The organism is Mannheimia pernigra (assembly GCF_013377995.1).
Lineage (GTDB): Bacteria > Pseudomonadota > Gammaproteobacteria > Enterobacterales > Pasteurellaceae > Mannheimia > Mannheimia pernigra.
Window position 1 is genome coordinate 1,084,394 of the sequence record NZ_CP055305.1, and the last position, 17,078, is coordinate 1,101,471.

Sequence of the window (17,078 nt, forward strand, 5' to 3'; positions counted from 1 at the left end):
TGCTCATTTTCAACATCACGCGTTTTCCGACAACGCCGCTAGCTGATCCGCTTGATATTCCGTAATAATTGGCTGAATCAATTCATCAATTTTTCCGTTCATTACTTCATCTAAACGGTAAACAGTTAAGTTGATGCGGTGGTCGGTGACACGCCCTTGTGGGTAATTGTAAGTACGGATTTTGTCCGAACGGTCGCCCGAGCCAAGTAAGTTACGGCGAGTGTCTGCCTGTTCTGCTGCTTGGCGTTCTTGTTCCACTTGCACAATGCGAGAGGCAAGCACGGCTAAGGCTTTCGCTTTGTTTTTGTGTTGTGAACGTTCGTCTTGGCACTCCACCACAATGCCGGTTGGAATGTGGGTGATACGCACCGCAGAGTCGGTAGTATTAACGTGCTGACCACCTGCACCCGATGAACGGTAAGTGTCAATGCGTAAGTCAGATGGATTAATTTCTGGCATTTCGCTTTCAGGTAATTCTGGCATTACTGCAACGGTACAAGCTGAGGTGTGAATACGCCCTTGTGATTCAGTTTTTGGCACACGTTGAACACGGTGTCCGCCCGACTCAAATTTAAGCTGTCCATATACGCCTTCGCCACTAATTTTAACGATGATCTCTTTGTATCCACCTTGCTCGCTTTCGTTGGCAGACATTTCTTCAATTCTCCAACGTTTGTTCTCACAATAGCGACTGTACATACGATATAAATCGCCTGCGAAAATCCCTGCTTCATCACCACCTGTGCCGGCACGAATTTCTAGGAATGCATTATATTCATCGTTCGGATCTTTTGGCAGTAATAAAATTTGTAAATGTTGCTCAAGGTTCTCAATTTCTGCTTTGTTTTCGGCAATTTCTTCTGCTGCCATCTCTTTCATATCGGGGTCGTCTAACAATAATTGAGCGTCTTCAATATCATTGTTTAGCTTTTTCCAATGGTTAAAAGTGCCAACTACTTCTTCTAATTGGGAATATTCTTTGGAATAAGCACGGAATTTTTCTTGATCGGAAATCACCGAGGCATCACCTAAAAGTGCCTGTAACTCTTCGTGACGTTCGCTTAAACTTTCTAATTTATTAATAATAGAATCTTTCATTGAAAATATCTCTTTACTAGCGAAAATATTTCGCTTCTATAAATTTAAAAAAACAAAGGTTTGAATAGGGAATAACTGGCGAATTATAGCGGATTTTTCGTTAAAAATCTTGTTCAATCGCAAGCCAATTTTCTAGCATTTCTTTTCCATATTCGGTGATAAAGGATTCGGGGTGGAATTGCACGCCGAAAATCGGTAAATCCTTGTGCTTAAAAGCCACTAGCACATTTTGTTCGCAAATTGCTGTTGCCACAAGCGGTGTATTTTCGAGAGAATTTTGCAAAATGCCCCAAGAGTGATATAGCCCGATTTGAAACTGCTTCGGCAAGCCGTTAAACATCGGGTTGGGCTCAATTTGGGTAAGTGTGCGTTGTTGCCCGTGGCGGACATTCTCCAAATTGTATAGCGTACCACCGAAAAATTCGCAAAGGGTTTGATGCCCAAGGCAAACGCCCAAAATTGATTTAGTTTGATGATAGCGTTCGAGCATCACAAAAGTCTGCGGATAAGCCTTAGGCACATCAGGGCCAGGAGAAATCAGAATATGGCTGAAGCTTTCTACTTCATCTAAGTTTAGTTCTTCGACTAAAACGACTTTCGCAGATATATTGATTTTGCGAAGTAAATCTACCAAATTGAAGGTAAAAGAGTCGTGGTTATCGATGATTAATAGTTTTTTTTGCATTTGGTTAGTTCTTTGTTATTTCAAATCTCCCCTTCTTTAAAAAAGAAGGGGAGATTTGATCTATTCTTCCAATAATTCCTTTGATACCATTTCCAGTTTGATAGTATCTACTTCGTTTTCAATCAATTCTACCTGTGGGACAAGTTGGCTTGCTTTACTGGAAAGATGCTGAAAACGCTCCACTTTGCCAAGTAATCCCCTTCGCCCAACAAGCGATGTAACGGCTTGATTATATTGATTATTTGCTGTGTTTAGCGTGTTCCCTAATTTGGCTAAACGATCCGCTACAACACACACTTGATTATAAATTTCACCCGCTTTTTCGCTGATTTCTCGGGCTTCATTATTACCTCGTTCAATACGCCATAAGTTTGCCACTGTACGTAAAATCGGCATTAACGTCGTGTGAGAAACTAAAATCACGTTGCGTTCATAACCGAAGTTAAATAGTTGCGGATCGTGCTTCATCGCTTCAATATACGCAGCCTCAATCGAGACAAACATCAGCACAAAATCGGGGCTTTTAATGCCAAGCAAGGCACTGTAATTTTTCTTTGATAAGCCCTCAATATGATTTCTCAAAGAGCGACAATGCTCGTCCAATGCTTGTGAAATTGCAAAATTTTCCTTAGATCTGACCGCTTGATCGTACGCCAATAGCGACACTTTACTGTCAAGAATCAGATGTTTTTGATCGGGCAGATGTACTACGAAATCAGGCGCAAAGCGTCTGCCTTCTTCATCACGAAAACTTTCTTGAGATTGGTAGTGTTCACCCGCTAGCAAACCTGCTGATTGTAACGCCGTTTCAAGCTGTACTTCGCCCCAGTTGCCTGCAACTTTGTTATTCCCTTTCAGGGCATTTGTGAGGTTTTGTGCCTCTTCTGACATCGACACCCCAATTTGTAACACTCGCTTAATTTCCGCCTCCAAATTTGCTGAGCCTTTGAGCGATTCACTATGCACTTCATTCACACGTTTTTGAAACCCCTCAATTTGCTCTTTGAATGGTTTGAGCAAAGCTTCAAGCGAACTTTGATTCGTTTCGCTAAATCGCTTGCTTTTTTCATCTAGAATTTGCTGTGCCAGATGTTGAAACTCCACATTAAGTTGTTGTTTTACTTCAATAAAATTACGTTGTTGCTGTTCAAAATTTGCTTGCTTTTCCGAAAGCATAGTACGTACTGCGGTCAGCTCGTTTTGCATTTCATTTAAACGACTAGAAATTGATTGATTTTCCTTCTCTTTTTGAGAAAGTGAACTCTGACTAAATTGTAGCTGTTCTTCCAAATTTTCTACTTTAGTTTGTGAAGACCCCATACGTTCTTTGAGTTCATTGATATAGCGTTCCAACTCACTGTGTTGCTGTTCGGCGATCTCAATTTTTTGTTGAAAACGTTGTAATTGTTCATTTCGTTCACTTAAATTTTCGCTTATAGCTTCATATTTTGTTTGTTGCTGTACTGCCCATTGCTCAAGCTGATTTTTCTCTTGAACTAAAACCTCATATTTTTGTTGAATTTGAGTGAAATCTGTGTTGGTTCTGTTAAGATCTTGGTTTAACTCATAAGCATCTCGCTGATAACGAGATTTTAAGAAAAAAAGATAAATGCTAATCAGCATACAGATAGCGAGGGCAATATAGCTCCAAATGTCTTGAAAATTAATTGGTGTATTCATCGGTAAAACCTTTTTTAAAAAATGCTTTTCAAAATGATTGCTTTGCATTATAACAGAGCTTTTACATATTAAGCATTTCACCTTATGCAAGATTTTATAAACAAAGCTAATCAATATGGCAAAGTTAAACGCCCCTTTTTCTTCGTTATTGATTTTGAGCAGGAAAAGCCTCTCCTTTTTCCGCTTGAAGAAGCACAGGCAAGCGGTCTTTTTTTTGACTTTTTTTGTAAATCTAATATACAAAAGCGTTTTGAAAAAGCCTCTCAACTTTTCGAATTCTCAACAAATCCAATTACTTTTAGCGAATACCAAAAAGGATTTGAGCGAGTCAAAAAGGAGATTCAGGCTGGCAATAGCTATTTGCTGAATTTAAGCTATCCAACAGCGATTGAAACTAATTATTCGTTGTCTGAGATTTTTGCGAATAGCCAGGCAAAATATAAATGTTATTTGCAAAATGAGTTTGTTTGTTTTTCGCCAGAATGCTTTGTACGGATTGAACAGAACCGCATTTTTTCTTACCCAATGAAAGGCACAATGAATGCAGATGAAGAAAATGCGGAACAGAAATTAATGGCATCAGAAAAAGAGTTTACGGAACATAACACCATTGTGGATTTGATCCGAAACGATCTGGCCTTAGTTGCAAAAAACATTGAAGTCACGAAATATCGTTATGTAGAGAAAATTCAAACTCATCGTGGCGCCATTTTGCAGACAAGTTCAGAAATCTGTGGCGAACTTGCCGAAAATTGGCAAGAAAATATCGGATCTATTTTAGCTATGTTACTACCTGCAGGCTCAATTAGTGGCGCGCCAAAAGAGAAAACCGTTTCTATTATTCAGCTGGCAGAACGAGGCAAACGTGGTTATTACACGGGCATTTTTGGCTATTTCGATGGCGAAAGTTTAGAAAGTGCGGTAGCAATTCGCTACATAGCCAAAACGCCAAACGGACTGGTATTCCATAGTGGTGGCGGCATTACCTCACAAAGCGTGCTAGAAGAGGAATATAATGAGATTTTAGAGAAAGTGTATGTGCCAATTTCCACTTTTTGAAACCGTTTCGATTATTGATGGGCAAATACAGAATCTGCCTTATCACCAACAACGTTTTCAACAGGCTGTTCGAGAGTACTTTGGTTGCGAGCCTAAATTTACCCTTTTACAGATTTTGCTTGTACCAAACACTTATCAGAAAGGTAAAGTGCGGTGTCGAATTGATTATAATGCCACAGAATTTGAGATAAAATTTTTTGATTATTCACCAAAACAGGTACAGCGTTTTCGCTGTGTAGAGGTAGAAAATTGGGATTATCACTTAAAATTTAGTGATCGTAAGCAGTTTGATTTTCTCAATATTTTGCAAAATGAGGAAGTGATTATTATCAATAACGGCAATGTAAGTGATTGCTCAATGGGTAATTTGCTCTTTCTGAAAGCAGGTATTTGGTATAGTTCACAAGATTATCTGTTAAAAGGCACTCAATTAACCCGATTGCTAGAGCAACAAAAGGTGCATTTAATTAAAATAATCAAAGCTGATTTGGGAGAATATGAAAAAATTATGCTCATCAATGCTCTTAATCCATTTGATGAATCAAGGGCATTACTTTGTTCACAAATTTATTTTTGTGATCTCGATCGTAAATCTTAAAAAAAGACTTGCAACTGGATAAGTATATACTATAATAATATACAGTTGTTTTACGCATAAACGTTTATCATTTCAAAGGACAAAATATGGCAGAGAAGAAAAGTCAAAAAAGTACACCTGTAAAACAGGTTGAACCAGAACAAAAAGAGAAGGCACTTGCTGCTGCATTAGCTCAAATTGAGAAACAGTTCGGCAAAGGCTCAATTATGAAGCTAGGTGATACTCAAACATTAGATATTGAGGCTGTTTCAACAGGTTCTTTAGGTTTAGACTCCGCATTAGGTATCGGTGGTTTGCCAATGGGGCGTATTGTTGAGATTTACGGTCCAGAATCTTCAGGTAAAACAACTTTGACTTTATCTGTTGTGGCTCAAGCACAGAAAAATGGTAAAACTTGTGCTTTTATTGATGCGGAACACGCACTTGATCCTGTTTATGCTCGTAAATTAGGAGTAGATACAGATGGGTTATTAATTTCACAACCAGATAACGGTGAGCAAGCATTAGAAATCTGTGATGCATTAGTTAGGTCTGGTGCGGTGGATGTAATTATTGTCGATTCTGTTGCAGCCCTTACGCCTAAAGCAGAAATTGAAGGTGATATGGGCGATTCACATATGGGATTGCAAGCACGTTTAATGTCACAAGCATTACGTAAATTAACGGCAAATATTAAGGCTACAAATTGTTTAGTTATCTTTATTAACCAAATTCGTATGAAAATTGGTGTGATGTTTGGTAACCCAGAAACCACAACAGGTGGTAACGCGTTAAAATTCTATGCTTCTGTACGTTTAGATATTCGCCGCTCTGGTGCAGTAAAAGATGGCGATGAAGTTATTGGTAGTGAAACCAAAGTGAAAGTAGTGAAAAACAAAGTTGCACCACCATTCCGTGAGGTTCATTTTGATATTATGTATGGTGAAGGGATTGCACGAACCAATGAATTATTGATTCTTGCAGAAGCAAATGGCTTTATCAAAAAAGCTGGCGCTTGGTTCTCTTATGAGGGCGAGAAAATTGGTCAGGGTAAAAACAATGCAATCAAATGGTTGAAAGAACACCCTGAAATAGCAGAAAAAATAGAAAAAGATGTTAGAGATTTATTGATTGCTAATCCAAATTTGGTTTCTACTCAAGAATCTGAAAACTCAGATGATAGTGAAGAATTTAACGAAGAAGAACTATAATTAATCAGATTTATGCGGTTTTCACATTCAGAGAAAATCGCATTTTTATTTCAATTTATGGAAACAATTTCTACAACTAAAACAAATAAATACACAGCGGCTAACTATTTATTATATTTACTGTCAAAACGTGATTATAGTGAGCAAGAGCTTCGCCAAAAACTTAAGCAAAAAGAGTATGATCTTGATGAGGTTGAGAATGCGATTAAAAAAGCACAAGCTAATAATTGGCAAAGTGATGAACGTTTTTGTGTGGCTTTTATTCGATACCGCTCAATGCAAGGGATTGGTCCCCGTCGGTTGAAACAAGAATTAAAGCTCAAAGGCGTTAAAGATTGGTTAATTAGCCAAGAACTTGAAAAGGCAGAAGTAGATTGGTTTGAGTTAGCTGAGCAAATTTTTGAGAAAAAACGACCGCTAGTATGGAATTTGAAAGCAAAACAGAAAATGTGGCGTTTTATGTTAAGTCGTGGTTTTTATAATGACCATTTCAGCCATTTGATGCATTTGGACTATGAGAATAGTGAATATGAGTAGAGATAAAATTACCTTTTTTAGTCGATTTGAAGCGGATATTTTAAGCGGTAAAAAAAACATTACAATTCGAGATAAATCGGAATCCTACTTTCGTCGGAATCAAGAATTAGCGGTCTTTACTAACGAAACGGATAGATTTTTTGCTAATATCAAGATACTTTCTGTGACACCTATTCAATATGATGAGTTAAACGAACAGTATGCTCAGCAAGAGAATATGAGCTTAGCGGAGTTGAAAACGGTTATTCGAGAGATTTACCCGAATGATAATGCATTTTTTGTGATCCACTTTGAATTGATTTAGCTTAAAACTATGACACTTTTTAAATCCACCAAGCAAGTTGAGCTATGTCCACAGTGTAATTCTCCTCTACAACTTAAGCAGGGTAAGAAGGGCTTGTTTCTTGGGTGTTCTATTTACCCAGAGTGCGATTATATTAAGCCATTACACCAAGCTAATCATATTATTAAAGAGCTAGATGAATGTTGTTCTGAATGTGGGCATCATCTCCAATTAAAGCAAGGTATCTATGGTATTTTTATTGGTTGCAGCAATTATCCTGAATGTAATTTTATCGTTCAGGAAGAAGCAGATGTGGCAGAAGAATTTAGTTGCCCTGAATGCAAACAACACAAATTACTGGTCAGAAAAGGACGTTCAGGTAGAACTTTTTATGGCTGTGCTGGTTTTCCAAATTGCAAATTTACCTTAAATACAAAGCCGATTAAATATGAATGTGAAAAATGCGATTATGAATTAGCAATTATCAAAAAAATTAAAGGTAAGCAATATTATATTTGTGCTAATAAAAATTGCGAAGCAAGAACACAAAAAGAAGTAGAATTTTAGATGAATAATTTTTTAGAGATAGTCAATCAATTAAGGCAAGAAGAAGTTGTTGCTTATCCTACTGAAGCTGTTTTTGGCTTAGGCTGTAATCCACAAAGTGAAAAAGCGGTGAGAAAATTACTTGATTTGAAACAACGATCCGAAGAAAAAGGCTTAATCTTATTAGCCTCAGATTTAAAATATCTACTGCCTTATATTGATGAAACACGAATGACAGAACATTCTTGGCAACAGCTAAAGCAAATAAGCAAGCAAGCTATTACTTGGATTGTGCCAGTGAAAAATAGTGTGCCGAGTTATCTCACCGGTAAATTTGATTCTATTGCAGTACGTTTATGTTATGTACCCGCAGTAATGGAATTGTGCGAAGCTACGGGGTTTGCCTTGACTTCCACTAGTGCTAATTTGACTGGTCAACCATCTTGTCGAACCGTTCAAGAAGTGAAAGCACGGTTTGGAGAAGATTTTCCAGTATTGAGAGCAGACACGTTAGGCAGAGAAAAAGCCTCTGAAATTCGAGATATTTTCACCCAACAGATTTTTAGACAAGGATAATCTAAGATGAATCAATACGCCGTTTGGGGTAACCCAATTGCTCAAAGTAAATCGCCTCGAATCCATCAACTTTTCGGCTTACAAACGCAACGCAATATTGAATATGTGGCTAAGTTGGGAGACGAAATTACCTTTGAGCAACAATTAGCGGAGTTTTTTCAATTAGGGGCGAAAGGCTGTAATATTACGTCTCCGTTTAAGGAGCGAGCATTTGCTCTGGCGGATAAATATAGCGATAGCTGTTTATTGGCTGAGTCGTGTAATACACTTAAACGCTTGGAAGATGGCAGTTTATATGCAGATAATACGGATGGAAAAGGTTTGGTTGCTGATTTGAAGCGTTTAGGTTGGTTAAAAGTAGGGCAAAAAACCTTAATTTTAGGAGCTGGTGGTGCAACCAAAGGTGTGCTTCTTCCACTCCTTCAAGCTGGATTAGAAATTAGTATTTATAATCGTACAGAAGATAAAGCGGTGATTTTAGCTGAAAAATTTACAAAATTTGGCAGAATTCAGACCGCTTGTTTAGAAGAGATAGCAGAGCAGCAGTTTGATTTAATTATTAATGCCACTTCGTTAGGTTTGCAAGGTAAATATGTAGAGTTGCCGAAAAGTCTAATGGCGTCAGCAAAAATTTACGATATGCAATATGCTGTTGGTATGAAAACCCCTTTTCTCAATTATGCGAGAAATTGTGGTTCCACAGAATATCAAGATGGATTAGGTATGCTTGTTGGGCAGGCGGCTTTTGCGTTTGCGTTGTGGGAAGATGAATTCCCAGATATTGAACCAGTGCTAATGCAATTAAAACAAGAGATGCAATCTGCTAAATAGTAGATAAGCTATTATTTTATAAACAAAAATTGTTTGATTCTAATTAAAATGATGAATATGTATACAAGCGAGCTAAAAAATCAAATTTTTTAAGAAAAAGTATTTGACGGAAAGCACTAAAATTAGCATAATGCACTCCGTTAACCGAATGGTGAACGCAAATGGCTACATAGCTCAGCTGGTTAGAGCACAACACTCATAATGTTGGGGTCGCAAGTTCGAATCTCGCTGTAGCCACCATTGCGGGACTGGCGAAATTGGTAGACGCACCAGATTTAGGTTCTGGCGCCGAGAGGTGTGTGGGTTCAAGTCCCTCGTCCCGCACCATTTATCGATTAACAAAAATTAGTGTTGGGGTATCGCCAAGCGGTAAGGCACCGGGTTTTGATCTCGGCATCCCTAGGTTCGAATCCTAGTACCCCAGCCATCTAATTTCAATTTTTCCAATCTAATAGTTAGGCTAACGTAAGTTAGTTTTTTTCATTTGGGGTATCGCCAAGCGGTAAGGCACCGGGTTTTGATCTCGGCATCCCTAGGTTCGAATCCTAGTACCCCAGCCATCTTATTTTCCTTCTTTATTTTTAATTTCTGTACTGAAAATTTAATTCAAGGCATAATATAGCCATAATTAATTTTGAATAAGTAATGAAAATGAAAAAATTTGTGGTATTAATTTCAGGTAATGGTTCTAATTTACAGGCAATTATTGATAGTCAGAAATCAGCTAATGCAAGCGGTCAAATTTGCGGTGTAATTTGCAATAAGGCAGATGCGTATGGTTTAGTGCGAGCTAAAAAGGCAGGTATTCCAACCTTTGTATTTTCTCGTAAAGATTATGAAAGTAATTTAGCAATGGATTTCGCTATTGCAGAACAAATTGAGAAGCTAGGGGCGGAGTTAATTGTTCTGGCAGGCTATATGAAAATTTTAACACCTGAGTTTACCCAGCGTTTTGAGGGGAAAATTCTGAATATTCACCCTTCATTATTGCCAAAATATCCAGGATTAAATACATATCAAAGAGCGATCGAGGCTGGTGATTCTGAACACGGTACAACCATTCATTTTGTTAATGAGGAAGTTGATGCTGGAGCAATTGTGTTGCAAGCCAAAGTACCTATTTACCCTGATGATGAAGTTGAAGATGTGGTAGCTCGTGTGGTTGAGCAGGAGCATCAATATTATCCGTTGGTAGTTGAGTGGTTTTGTTCGGGACGTTTACTTGCTGAAAACGGAAAAGCTTATTTAGATGGGAAAGAGCTCTCTTCAACAGGTTATGCCGAGGAGTAATTGTCCGATCATTAGCCAAGAATAAAAGAGGCTAGAAATGCAGTTTCTTGTTATATATTTTACAAATTAGAGGTTAAAATCAACCGCTTTGTAAATAGAGGTTAATCTTGAATCGTTTTATGTTAAAAAGGAAAAATGATGTCAGAGCATTTTGAAAATAGGGCAGAAAATCGTCGCCCGCTAAGCTCTCGCAACAATAGATGGCTTGCAGAATTTGCCGCTTGGCTTGCCCGTAAAAGCTTCCCAACACCTAATCAAATTTCGTGTTTAAGTATGTTGTTTGCGTTATTTGGGGCAGCCGCTTTATTTTTTAGCCAATCTATTTCGGCTCTGATTTTCTGTGCTTTGATGGTGCAAATGCGTCTGCTATGTAACCTGTTTGATGGAATGGTAGCAGTAGAAGGCGGAAAGAAAACCGCAAATGGGGCAATTTTTAATGAATTTCCAGACAGGGTGGCAGACAGTCTATTCTTAATTGCATTAGGCTATGCTACACCATTTTTCTGGTTAGGCTGGCTGGCAGCATTGTTGGCGGCTTTAACTGCCTATATTCGTATCTTTGGCGGAAGTTTAGGATTACCGCAACGTTTTCAAGGTCCGATGGCAAAACAACAAAGAATGGCAGCAATCACGGTGGGTTGTTTGCTTGCTGCGGTAGAAATCTATTTTAATTTAACCGCTTATACACTTTCTGCAACCTTAATTATTATCACACTTGGCACCGCTTATACTTGCTATGTTCGTACAATGGCGATTTCAGCCGAACTTAATTCTTTGGAGAAACAGAATGAAAAGGTTACTCGCTAAATTTATTGACCATATTATTTGCTTTTTTGCCTCTTTTATTACAGGTGTTCGTCCTCAACAATTAACTAAAAATAGCGTACCGACGGTTTATTACGCAAATCATCATAGCCACGGTGATTTTATCTTAGTTTGGATTTCATTACCGCAACATTTACGCCTAAAAACCCGCCCTGTTGCTGGGGCGGATTATTGGCAGAAAGGAGCTATTCGCCGTTTTATTGCGAATGCTGTTTTTAATGTATTGTTGGTAGAACGTAACAGTGATAATCCGCAACTTGCGATTGAAAATATGGCTAACCAGCTTTCAACAGGTGAAAATCTGATTATTTTCCCGGAAGGTACACGTAATTTAAGTGAAGAAGTACTACAACCTTTTAAAAGTGGGATTTATCATCTCGCCAAACAACAAGCTAATATTCAATTTGTACCGGTCTGGATTGATAATATGAAACAAGTTTTACCAAAAGGAACAATTTTGCCTATTCCGCTAATGTGCCAGGTTCGTTTTGGTGAAGCAATTTCATTGCAAGAAGGCGAAGAAAAAGCCGATTTTATCGAACGCACACGCCAAGCGTTGCTTGCTCTTTCCCCAACGCATAAGGAGTAAATAATGACAATGAGTACAATTTTTCTCTCTTTTTTCGGGATTTTAGTGCTAGCTTCGGCAATTGGCTTTATGCTTAAAAAACACAAGGGCAATACGAATACTATTGAGAATTTAAATGCTCGTATCTATGCCTGGTGGGTAATGCTTTTTGTGTTGTTATTTGCTTTTGCATTCGGGCAAAACGGCACAATTTTGCTCTTTTTCCTTATCTCTTTTGCGGCATTGCGAGAGTTTATGACGCTGGTCTATCAAGACAGGCACGACTATTACGCCTTAGTAGTCTGTTTCTATTTACTACTACCGATACAATACTATTTTGTGTGGACAGAATGGTATGGAATGTTCTCTATTTTTATTCCTGTTTATGGCTTTTTATTATTGCCGATTGTAGGGAGCTTAACAGGCAAAACCGAGCATTTTTTAGGGCGTTCAGCCAAAATTCAATGGGCGGTGATGATTAGTATTTTCTGTCTTTCGCACGTTCCAGCATTGCTTACCTTAAATGTTCAAGGATTAGATAAACATCAAAATATCCAACTGCTGATTTTCTTAATTGCAATTGTTCAATTAAGTGATGTATTGCAGTACATTTGGGGCAAATTAGTCGGTAAACGTAAAATTATGCCAAGTCTATCGCCATCTAAAACAGTTGCCGGCACAGTAGGGGGTATTTTAAGTGCAACTGCTATTGCAATCTTGCTTGCTCCTATTACACCATTCTCAACGTTACAAGCAGGTGTTATTGGTTTTGTGATTTGTTTAATGGGCTTTTTTGGCGGATTGGTGATGTCTGCAATTAAACGAGATTATGGCGTAAAAGATTGGGGCAGAATGATTAAAGGACACGGCGGAATGTTAGATAGAGTAGATTCAATTTGTTTTTCTGCTCCTGTGTTCTTCCATATTGTGAGGTATTATTGGGCATAGAGAACAATTTACAAGCGGTCGTTTTTGCCTAAAATTTTGCAAATTTTTACACAAAAATAACCGCTTGTGAGTTAATCAATTTTAGTCATACCAAGGTGTGCATAAGTTCTATTCGTCGCAATTCTGCCTCTTGGTGTGCGTTGTAGAAAGCCTTGTTGAATGAGATAAGGCTCTAGCACATCTTCTATTGTATCTCGCTCTTCGCCAATCGCTGCTGCAAGGTTATCCAAACCAACAGGTCCGCCGTCAAAACGCTCTACAATCGCTTGCAAGAGTTTGATATCCATAAAATCAAAACCTTCAGAATCCACATCAAGCATTGCTAAGGCTTGCTTTGCAATATCAGACGTAATAATACCGTTATTGCGAACATCGGCATAATCTCGCACACGGCGAAGTAGGCGGTTAGCAATACGAGGTGTGCCACGAGAGCGGCGAGCGACTTCATAAGCGCCATCTGCTGATAAATTTAGATTGAGGCAGTCGGCACTGCGTTTAACAATTAACGTGAGATCGTCGACTGAATAAAACTCCAATCGTTGTACAATACCAAAACGATCTCGTAATGGTGAGGTGAGTGATCCAGCACGCGTAGTTGCCCCCACTAAGGTAAAAGGGGGTAAGTCGAGCTTAATTGAGCGTGCGGCGGGGCCTTCGCCAATCATAATATCAAGTTGATAATCTTCCATTGCGGGGTAAAGCACTTCCTCAATAGCGGGCGAGAGGCGGTGGATTTCATCAATGAAAAGAACATCGTAGGGCTCAAGATTAGTCAGCATTGCAGCTAAGTCGCCAGCTTTCTCTAACACTGGACCAGAAGTGGTTCGGATATTCACGCCCATTTCATTTGCCACAATATTGGCAAGGGTTGTTTTACCTAAACCAGGTGGCCCGAAAATAAGTAAATGATCGAGAGCTTCATCACGCAATTTAGCGGCTTTAATAAAGATTTCCATCTGATCACGGACAGAAGTCTGCCCAACATAATTAGCGAGCAATTTAGGGCGAATTGCACGGTCGATGACTTCTTCCTCACGTTTTGGTGAGGCACTGATGATTCTATCTGCTTCAATCATAATTTAATGTTTATAACGAATTTTTTAATGCCTCACGAATGAGCTGTTCACTTGTTGCGTCAGATTTATTGACTTTCTTAATCATTTTTTCTGCATCGGATGGTTTATAACCTAACGAAATGAGAGCATCAAGGGCTTCATTCGCTGGATCTGGCGTATGATTTACTATAGTGTGATCTGAAGCTTCAACAAAGAAGTCAGTTTGCTCAATGCCTTTAAATTTTCCTTTTAGCTCAACAAGTAAACGCTCGGCGGTTTTTCGTCCAATTCCTGGAATTTTAGTTAATTTTGTTAACTCTTCCTGTTCAATGGCGGTCACAAATTGTGAAACTGACATTGCTGAAAGAATAGCGAGTGCAAGTTTTGGACCGACTCCATTAGTTTTAATCAGTTCACGAAATAACGATCTATCTTGTTTTTGCGAAAAACCAAAGAGCAAGTGAGCATCTTCACGCACTACTAAATGAGTAAAAATAGCGGTTTCATCACCTATTTGTGGCAGGTTGTAAAAACTCGTCATTGGGAGCAGTAGCTCGTAGCCTACACCCTGCACATCGAGTAAAATTTCTGGTGGCTGTTTTTCAATAATTTTGCCCTGTAATCGTCCTATCATTGTTTTATCCGAAAGTTAGAGTTGGCAGTAGCATAGCAGAAACTGTATAAAATAACACTGTTTTTTCTGTGCGGATTTTGCAAATTTTTTGTCAAAAACGACCGCTTGTTATTTAATGAGATGGGTAAATCCTTCATAAATCAACATCAGCCCAAACAGCATAAAAATTATGCCTGAGATGTTATCAATATAGCGGCTATATTTGGCATAGAATTGTCTTATTGGGCGGCGAGAAAAGAGCAGTGCAACCACACAAAAATAAGCCAATGTGCTGATAACAAATAAAAAGAGTAACTCAAACATTTGTGATGTTTTTGTAAAATTGCCTAAATAAGCAGAAATAACGCTGGTAAAGTAAATTCCTGCTTTAGCATTGAAAATGTTGATGAATAGGCCTTTTCGGATTTCTTCACAGTTCTTTAGCGGTGTGAGTGTGGTTTTATGTTCTGTAAAAGTAATGCTTGCAGTTACTCTTACCATTTTTGAGCCTATATAAATAAGGTAGCAGCCACCTATCAGCATAATGCTATATTGGAAAATTTCGCCGATATTTTTGCTTAACCAACTTAATCCGAAAATGGCGAAACTTGCCCAGAAAATAATGCCAAGAGAAATGCCGATTGCGGCTAAAAAGCCTTTTTTAATTGAATGGCTTGCAGATTGCCTTACAACATAAAAGAAATCAGGGCCAGGGCTTACTAGCCCTGCTAAGTGAATAAATAAAATCGTCAGCATAGTGAGATAAAATAGTACAAAATATACAGTGAAGCGAGTGCGAAAATAGCGGCGAGAATATCATCTAACATAATGCCTAAGCCGCCTTTTAATTTTTCGTCGAAATAGCGGATTGGGAACGGTTTGATAATATCAAATATTCGGAAACTGATAAAAGCCAGTACATAGCTTAATAGATTATATTCAGGTAAATAAGCGAACATTAGAAAGATAGCCGTAATTTCGTCCCAAACAATTCGCCCATCATCGTGAATATTGAGGTCTTGGCTGGCTGTTGTACAAATATAGCAACCCGCAATAAAACTAACCAGCGTTAGAAAAATAAAAAATAAGCTAGATTGAGCGATTGTCCATAAGATAATGGAAAGTATTATGCCGACAAGGCTTCCCCAAGTTCCTGGAGCAGGCGTTAGCAAGCCTGAGCCAAATCCAAAGGCAATAAAATGAATGGGATTTTTAAGATCAATTGGTTTCATTGTATTTATTTTTTGAAATGGTCAAATCCACTTTTAGCGGGCAATCTTACTGCTTCATTATGACGTAATAAGGTTAATCCTTCTTTGGCTGAGCGAATTTGCCCGATGCAAGTATAATTTACACCGATGTTAGTTAAGGCTTTTTCTAATTTTTGTTTGTTATCGTTATGAACAGTAAAGCAAAGCTCGTAATCTTCTCCACCACTTAATGCAAACTGTTCGGCTTTTTCTTTTGAGTAGCAATTTAATAGCGATTCAGAAAGTGGCAAATCATCGAGGTTTATGATGGCACCACAGCGACTGCGTTTTAGAATATGGCCTAAATCAGAGAGTAAGCCATCTGAAATATCAATTGCTGCATTAGCAATAGAGGCAATAGTCAGACCAAGCAATACTCTAGGTGTTGGACGTAAATGACGTTGAATAAGGTAGCTTTCATCTTTATTCCAATTTACGTTGTCTGTTTTTTGATTGAGTAATAATTGTAAACCACCTGCACTGTCACCAAGTGTTCCTGAGACATAGATCCAATCGCCAATTTTGGCATTATGGCGAAATAACGCTTTATCTTGTGGCACAATCCCTTGTGCGGTAAGAGTTAAGGATAAATGCCCTTTAGTGGTGTCGCCACCAATCAAGTCAACATTATAATGATCTAAAATATTAAAGAGATGTTTACTAAATTCAGCAAGCCAGTTATGATTAATTTCAGGTAAGGTTAAGGCTAAAGAGATCCAAGCAGGTTCTGCACCCATTGAAGCAAGATCGCTTAAATTTACCGCTACACATTTATAAGCAAGATCGGCTGCTGAAATTGTAGGGAGAAAATGAGTGCCACAAACTAAAGTATCTGTTGTGATTGCAAGTTGTTGATTTAGTTTAAGTGAAGTAACAGCACAGTCATCGCCAATAGCCAGCACCACATCTCTACGGGCTGGGCGTTGAGACGCATTGAAATAACGTTCGATAATATCAAATTCACCCATAAAATATCCTTAAATTTTATGCTCAACAAAATCCCCAATTTTAGCTAAAAATTGGGGAATATTTTATTTCCTACCGAGTGCGGGTGCTAATTTATCTAAAATACCGTTGATATATTTGTGGCTGTCATCGGAACCGAATACTTTTGCCACCTCAATACCTTCATTGATTGCCACACGGAAAGGCACATCCTCTTCAAATTTCAGTTCATAGCCAGATAGGCGAAGAATGGAACGCTCGATAGGATCAATGTCGTTCTCGTGACGATCTAAAAAAGGACGCAATGCCTCATCAATTGCCTCAACATTATTTACAACACCACGAAAAAGTTTACGGAAATAAGGCATATCCACACCTTTCATATCCTGATCGGCAATAAACGCTAATTCCACTTCTTCAACTGTATTTTTAGAAATATACCAAGAATAAATGGCTTGTATTGCACACTCTCTTGCACGACGACGTGGGGAAACTTTCATA

21 protein-coding genes and 4 tRNA genes are annotated in these 17,078 nt (G+C 38.4%); 16 read left to right on the forward strand and 9 right to left on the reverse strand.

Translation table 11 applies throughout. The features are described from left to right. Positions 1-15: 15 nt before the first annotated feature. The 3 genes from prfA to HV560_RS05360 form a co-directional block, all read right to left on the reverse strand. On the reverse strand, positions 16-1,098 hold the full coding sequence (gene prfA, locus HV560_RS05350; RefSeq protein ID WP_176808034.1) for a peptide chain release factor 1: 1,083 nt from the start codon (positions 1,096-1,098) through the stop codon (positions 16-18). Between the two features lie 100 nt (positions 1,099-1,198). Further along, complete coding sequence (locus tag HV560_RS05355; protein WP_176808035.1) at positions 1,199-1,783, reverse strand: anthranilate synthase component II; 585 nt, start codon at positions 1,781-1,783, stop codon at positions 1,199-1,201. 60 nt (positions 1,784-1,843) lie between these two features. Next, complete coding sequence (locus tag HV560_RS05360; RefSeq protein WP_236650884.1) at positions 1,844-3,463, reverse strand: DNA recombination protein RmuC; 1,620 nt, start codon at positions 3,461-3,463, stop codon at positions 1,844-1,846. 84 nt (positions 3,464-3,547) lie between these two features. Between HV560_RS05360 and HV560_RS05365 the strand changes: the two genes are divergently transcribed. From HV560_RS05365 to HV560_RS05440, 16 genes are all read left to right on the forward strand, one after another. Beyond that, positions 3,548-4,522: an aminodeoxychorismate synthase component I gene (locus HV560_RS05365; protein WP_159629270.1), complete on the forward strand. Its 975-nt coding sequence runs from the start codon at positions 3,548-3,550 to the stop codon at positions 4,520-4,522. Beyond that, a complete protein-coding gene (locus HV560_RS05370; RefSeq protein ID WP_176812322.1) occupies positions 4,500-5,120 on the forward strand; it encodes an aminotransferase class IV family protein in 621 nt (206 codons plus the stop codon). The genes HV560_RS05365 and HV560_RS05370 overlap by 23 nt, the downstream gene beginning before the upstream one ends. 86 nt (positions 5,121-5,206) lie before the next feature. Continuing rightward, positions 5,207-6,310: a recombinase RecA gene (gene recA / locus HV560_RS05375; RefSeq protein ID WP_159629272.1), complete on the forward strand. Its 1,104-nt coding sequence runs from the start codon at positions 5,207-5,209 to the stop codon at positions 6,308-6,310. Between the two features lie 57 nt (positions 6,311-6,367). Continuing rightward, positions 6,368-6,847 (forward strand): recombination regulator RecX, encoded by a 480-nt coding sequence (gene recX, locus HV560_RS05380; RefSeq protein WP_176812323.1) that lies wholly within the window; start codon positions 6,368-6,370, stop codon positions 6,845-6,847. Beyond that, positions 6,840-7,151: a N(4)-acetylcytidine aminohydrolase gene (gene yqfB, locus HV560_RS05385; protein ID WP_176809717.1), complete on the forward strand. Its 312-nt coding sequence runs from the start codon at positions 6,840-6,842 to the stop codon at positions 7,149-7,151. The genes recX and yqfB overlap by 8 nt, the downstream gene beginning before the upstream one ends. A gap of 9 nt (positions 7,152-7,160) precedes the next feature. After that, positions 7,161-7,697, forward strand: coding sequence for a DNA topoisomerase family protein (locus HV560_RS05390; RefSeq protein ID WP_176809718.1), 537 nt, complete (start codon positions 7,161-7,163; stop codon positions 7,695-7,697). Continuing rightward, complete coding sequence (gene tsaC, locus HV560_RS05395) at positions 7,698-8,252, forward strand: L-threonylcarbamoyladenylate synthase type 1 TsaC (protein WP_176812324.1); 555 nt, start codon at positions 7,698-7,700, stop codon at positions 8,250-8,252. Positions 8,253-8,258: 6 nt separating this feature from the next. After that, positions 8,259-9,083 (forward strand): shikimate dehydrogenase, encoded by an 825-nt coding sequence (gene aroE / locus HV560_RS05400; protein WP_176812325.1) that lies wholly within the window; start codon positions 8,259-8,261, stop codon positions 9,081-9,083. A 163-nt stretch (positions 9,084-9,246) separates the two neighbouring features. Beyond that, positions 9,247-9,323 (forward strand) — tRNA-Met (locus tag HV560_RS05405). A gap of 2 nt (positions 9,324-9,325) precedes the next feature. Then, positions 9,326-9,410: transfer RNA gene (locus HV560_RS05410), tRNA-Leu, on the forward strand. Positions 9,411-9,435: 25 nt separating this feature from the next. Next, a tRNA-Gln gene (locus HV560_RS05415) sits at positions 9,436-9,510 on the forward strand. Between the two features lie 58 nt (positions 9,511-9,568). Beyond that, positions 9,569-9,643: transfer RNA gene (locus HV560_RS05420), tRNA-Gln, on the forward strand. Positions 9,644-9,734: 91 nt separating this feature from the next. Further along, the gene (purN, locus tag HV560_RS05425; protein ID WP_176808043.1) at positions 9,735-10,373 is read left to right on the forward strand and encodes a phosphoribosylglycinamide formyltransferase; all 639 of its coding nucleotides are present in this window, start codon (positions 9,735-9,737) and stop codon (positions 10,371-10,373) included. Positions 10,374-10,511: 138 nt separating this feature from the next. Further along, the gene (locus HV560_RS05430; RefSeq protein WP_176812326.1) at positions 10,512-11,180 is read left to right on the forward strand and encodes a CDP-alcohol phosphatidyltransferase family protein; all 669 of its coding nucleotides are present in this window, start codon (positions 10,512-10,514) and stop codon (positions 11,178-11,180) included. Beyond that, on the forward strand, positions 11,161-11,787 hold the full coding sequence (locus tag HV560_RS05435) for a lysophospholipid acyltransferase family protein (RefSeq protein ID WP_176808044.1): 627 nt from the start codon (positions 11,161-11,163) through the stop codon (positions 11,785-11,787). The genes HV560_RS05430 and HV560_RS05435 overlap by 20 nt, the downstream gene beginning before the upstream one ends. 3 nt (positions 11,788-11,790) lie before the next feature. Next, positions 11,791-12,714, forward strand: a complete 924-nt coding sequence (locus HV560_RS05440; RefSeq protein WP_176812327.1) for a phosphatidate cytidylyltransferase — start codon at positions 11,791-11,793, stop codon at positions 12,712-12,714. Between the two features lie 71 nt (positions 12,715-12,785). Here the strand turns inward: HV560_RS05440 and ruvB are convergent, their stop codons facing one another. From ruvB to nusB, 6 genes are all read right to left on the reverse strand, one after another. Further along, positions 12,786-13,790 (reverse strand): Holliday junction branch migration DNA helicase RuvB, encoded by a 1,005-nt coding sequence (gene ruvB, locus HV560_RS05445; protein WP_176812328.1) that lies wholly within the window; start codon positions 13,788-13,790, stop codon positions 12,786-12,788. Between the two features lie 10 nt (positions 13,791-13,800). Then, a complete protein-coding gene (ruvA, locus tag HV560_RS05450; protein WP_176812329.1) occupies positions 13,801-14,403 on the reverse strand; it encodes a Holliday junction branch migration protein RuvA in 603 nt (200 codons plus the stop codon). 108 nt (positions 14,404-14,511) lie between these two features. Beyond that, positions 14,512-15,138, reverse strand: coding sequence for a LysE family transporter (locus HV560_RS05455; protein ID WP_159629280.1), 627 nt, complete (start codon positions 15,136-15,138; stop codon positions 14,512-14,514). Then, on the reverse strand, positions 15,132-15,614 hold the full coding sequence (locus HV560_RS05460) for a phosphatidylglycerophosphatase A family protein (protein ID WP_176808048.1): 483 nt from the start codon (positions 15,612-15,614) through the stop codon (positions 15,132-15,134). Before HV560_RS05460 ends, HV560_RS05455 begins: the two co-directional genes overlap by 7 nt. Before the next feature lie 5 nt (positions 15,615-15,619). Further along, positions 15,620-16,600 carry a thiamine-phosphate kinase gene (gene thiL, locus HV560_RS05465; RefSeq protein WP_176812330.1) on the reverse strand — a complete coding sequence of 327 codons (981 nt, stop codon included), beginning with the start codon at positions 16,598-16,600 and terminating at the stop codon, positions 15,620-15,622. 63 nt (positions 16,601-16,663) lie between these two features. Beyond that, complete coding sequence (gene nusB, locus HV560_RS05470; protein WP_176812331.1) at positions 16,664-17,077, reverse strand: transcription antitermination factor NusB; 414 nt, start codon at positions 17,075-17,077, stop codon at positions 16,664-16,666. Position 17,078: the final 1 nt, after the last annotated feature.

Coding starts and splice junctions, on each gene's coding strand:
- recX (WP_176812323.1), top strand. CDS start 6,368: ATGGAAACAATTTCTACAACTAAAACAAATAAATACACAGCGGCTAAC.
- thiL (WP_176812330.1), bottom strand. CDS start 16,600: ATGGGTGAATTTGATATTATCGAACGTTATTTCAATGCGTCTCAACGC.
- HV560_RS05460 (WP_176808048.1), bottom strand. CDS start 15,614: ATGAAACCAATTGATCTTAAAAATCCCATTCATTTTATTGCCTTTGGA.
- tsaC (WP_176812324.1), top strand. CDS start 7,698: ATGAATAATTTTTTAGAGATAGTCAATCAATTAAGGCAAGAAGAAGTT.
- HV560_RS05435 (WP_176808044.1), top strand. CDS start 11,161: ATGAAAAGGTTACTCGCTAAATTTATTGACCATATTATTTGCTTTTTT.
- yqfB (WP_176809717.1), top strand. CDS start 6,840: ATGAGTAGAGATAAAATTACCTTTTTTAGTCGATTTGAAGCGGATATT.
- purN (WP_176808043.1), top strand. CDS start 9,735: ATGAAAAAATTTGTGGTATTAATTTCAGGTAATGGTTCTAATTTACAG.
- nusB (WP_176812331.1), bottom strand. CDS start 17,077: ATGAAAGTTTCCCCACGTCGTCGTGCAAGAGAGTGTGCAATACAAGCC.
- ruvA (WP_176812329.1), bottom strand. CDS start 14,403: ATGATAGGACGATTACAGGGCAAAATTATTGAAAAACAGCCACCAGAA.
- HV560_RS05430 (WP_176812326.1), top strand. CDS start 10,512: ATGTCAGAGCATTTTGAAAATAGGGCAGAAAATCGTCGCCCGCTAAGC.
- prfA (WP_176808034.1), bottom strand. CDS start 1,098: ATGAAAGATTCTATTATTAATAAATTAGAAAGTTTAAGCGAACGTCAC.
- aroE (WP_176812325.1), top strand. CDS start 8,259: ATGAATCAATACGCCGTTTGGGGTAACCCAATTGCTCAAAGTAAATCG.
- HV560_RS05390 (WP_176809718.1), top strand. CDS start 7,161: ATGACACTTTTTAAATCCACCAAGCAAGTTGAGCTATGTCCACAGTGT.
- HV560_RS05365 (WP_159629270.1), top strand. CDS start 3,548: ATGCAAGATTTTATAAACAAAGCTAATCAATATGGCAAAGTTAAACGC.
- ruvB (WP_176812328.1), bottom strand. CDS start 13,790: ATGATTGAAGCAGATAGAATCATCAGTGCCTCACCAAAACGTGAGGAA.
- HV560_RS05370 (WP_176812322.1), top strand. CDS start 4,500: ATGTGCCAATTTCCACTTTTTGAAACCGTTTCGATTATTGATGGGCAA.
- HV560_RS05440 (WP_176812327.1), top strand. CDS start 11,791: ATGACAATGAGTACAATTTTTCTCTCTTTTTTCGGGATTTTAGTGCTA.
- HV560_RS05360 (WP_236650884.1), bottom strand. CDS start 3,463: ATGAATACACCAATTAATTTTCAAGACATTTGGAGCTATATTGCCCTC.
- HV560_RS05455 (WP_159629280.1), bottom strand. CDS start 15,138: ATGCTGACGATTTTATTTATTCACTTAGCAGGGCTAGTAAGCCCTGGC.
- HV560_RS05355 (WP_176808035.1), bottom strand. CDS start 1,783: ATGCAAAAAAAACTATTAATCATCGATAACCACGACTCTTTTACCTTC.
- recA (WP_159629272.1), top strand. CDS start 5,207: ATGGCAGAGAAGAAAAGTCAAAAAAGTACACCTGTAAAACAGGTTGAA.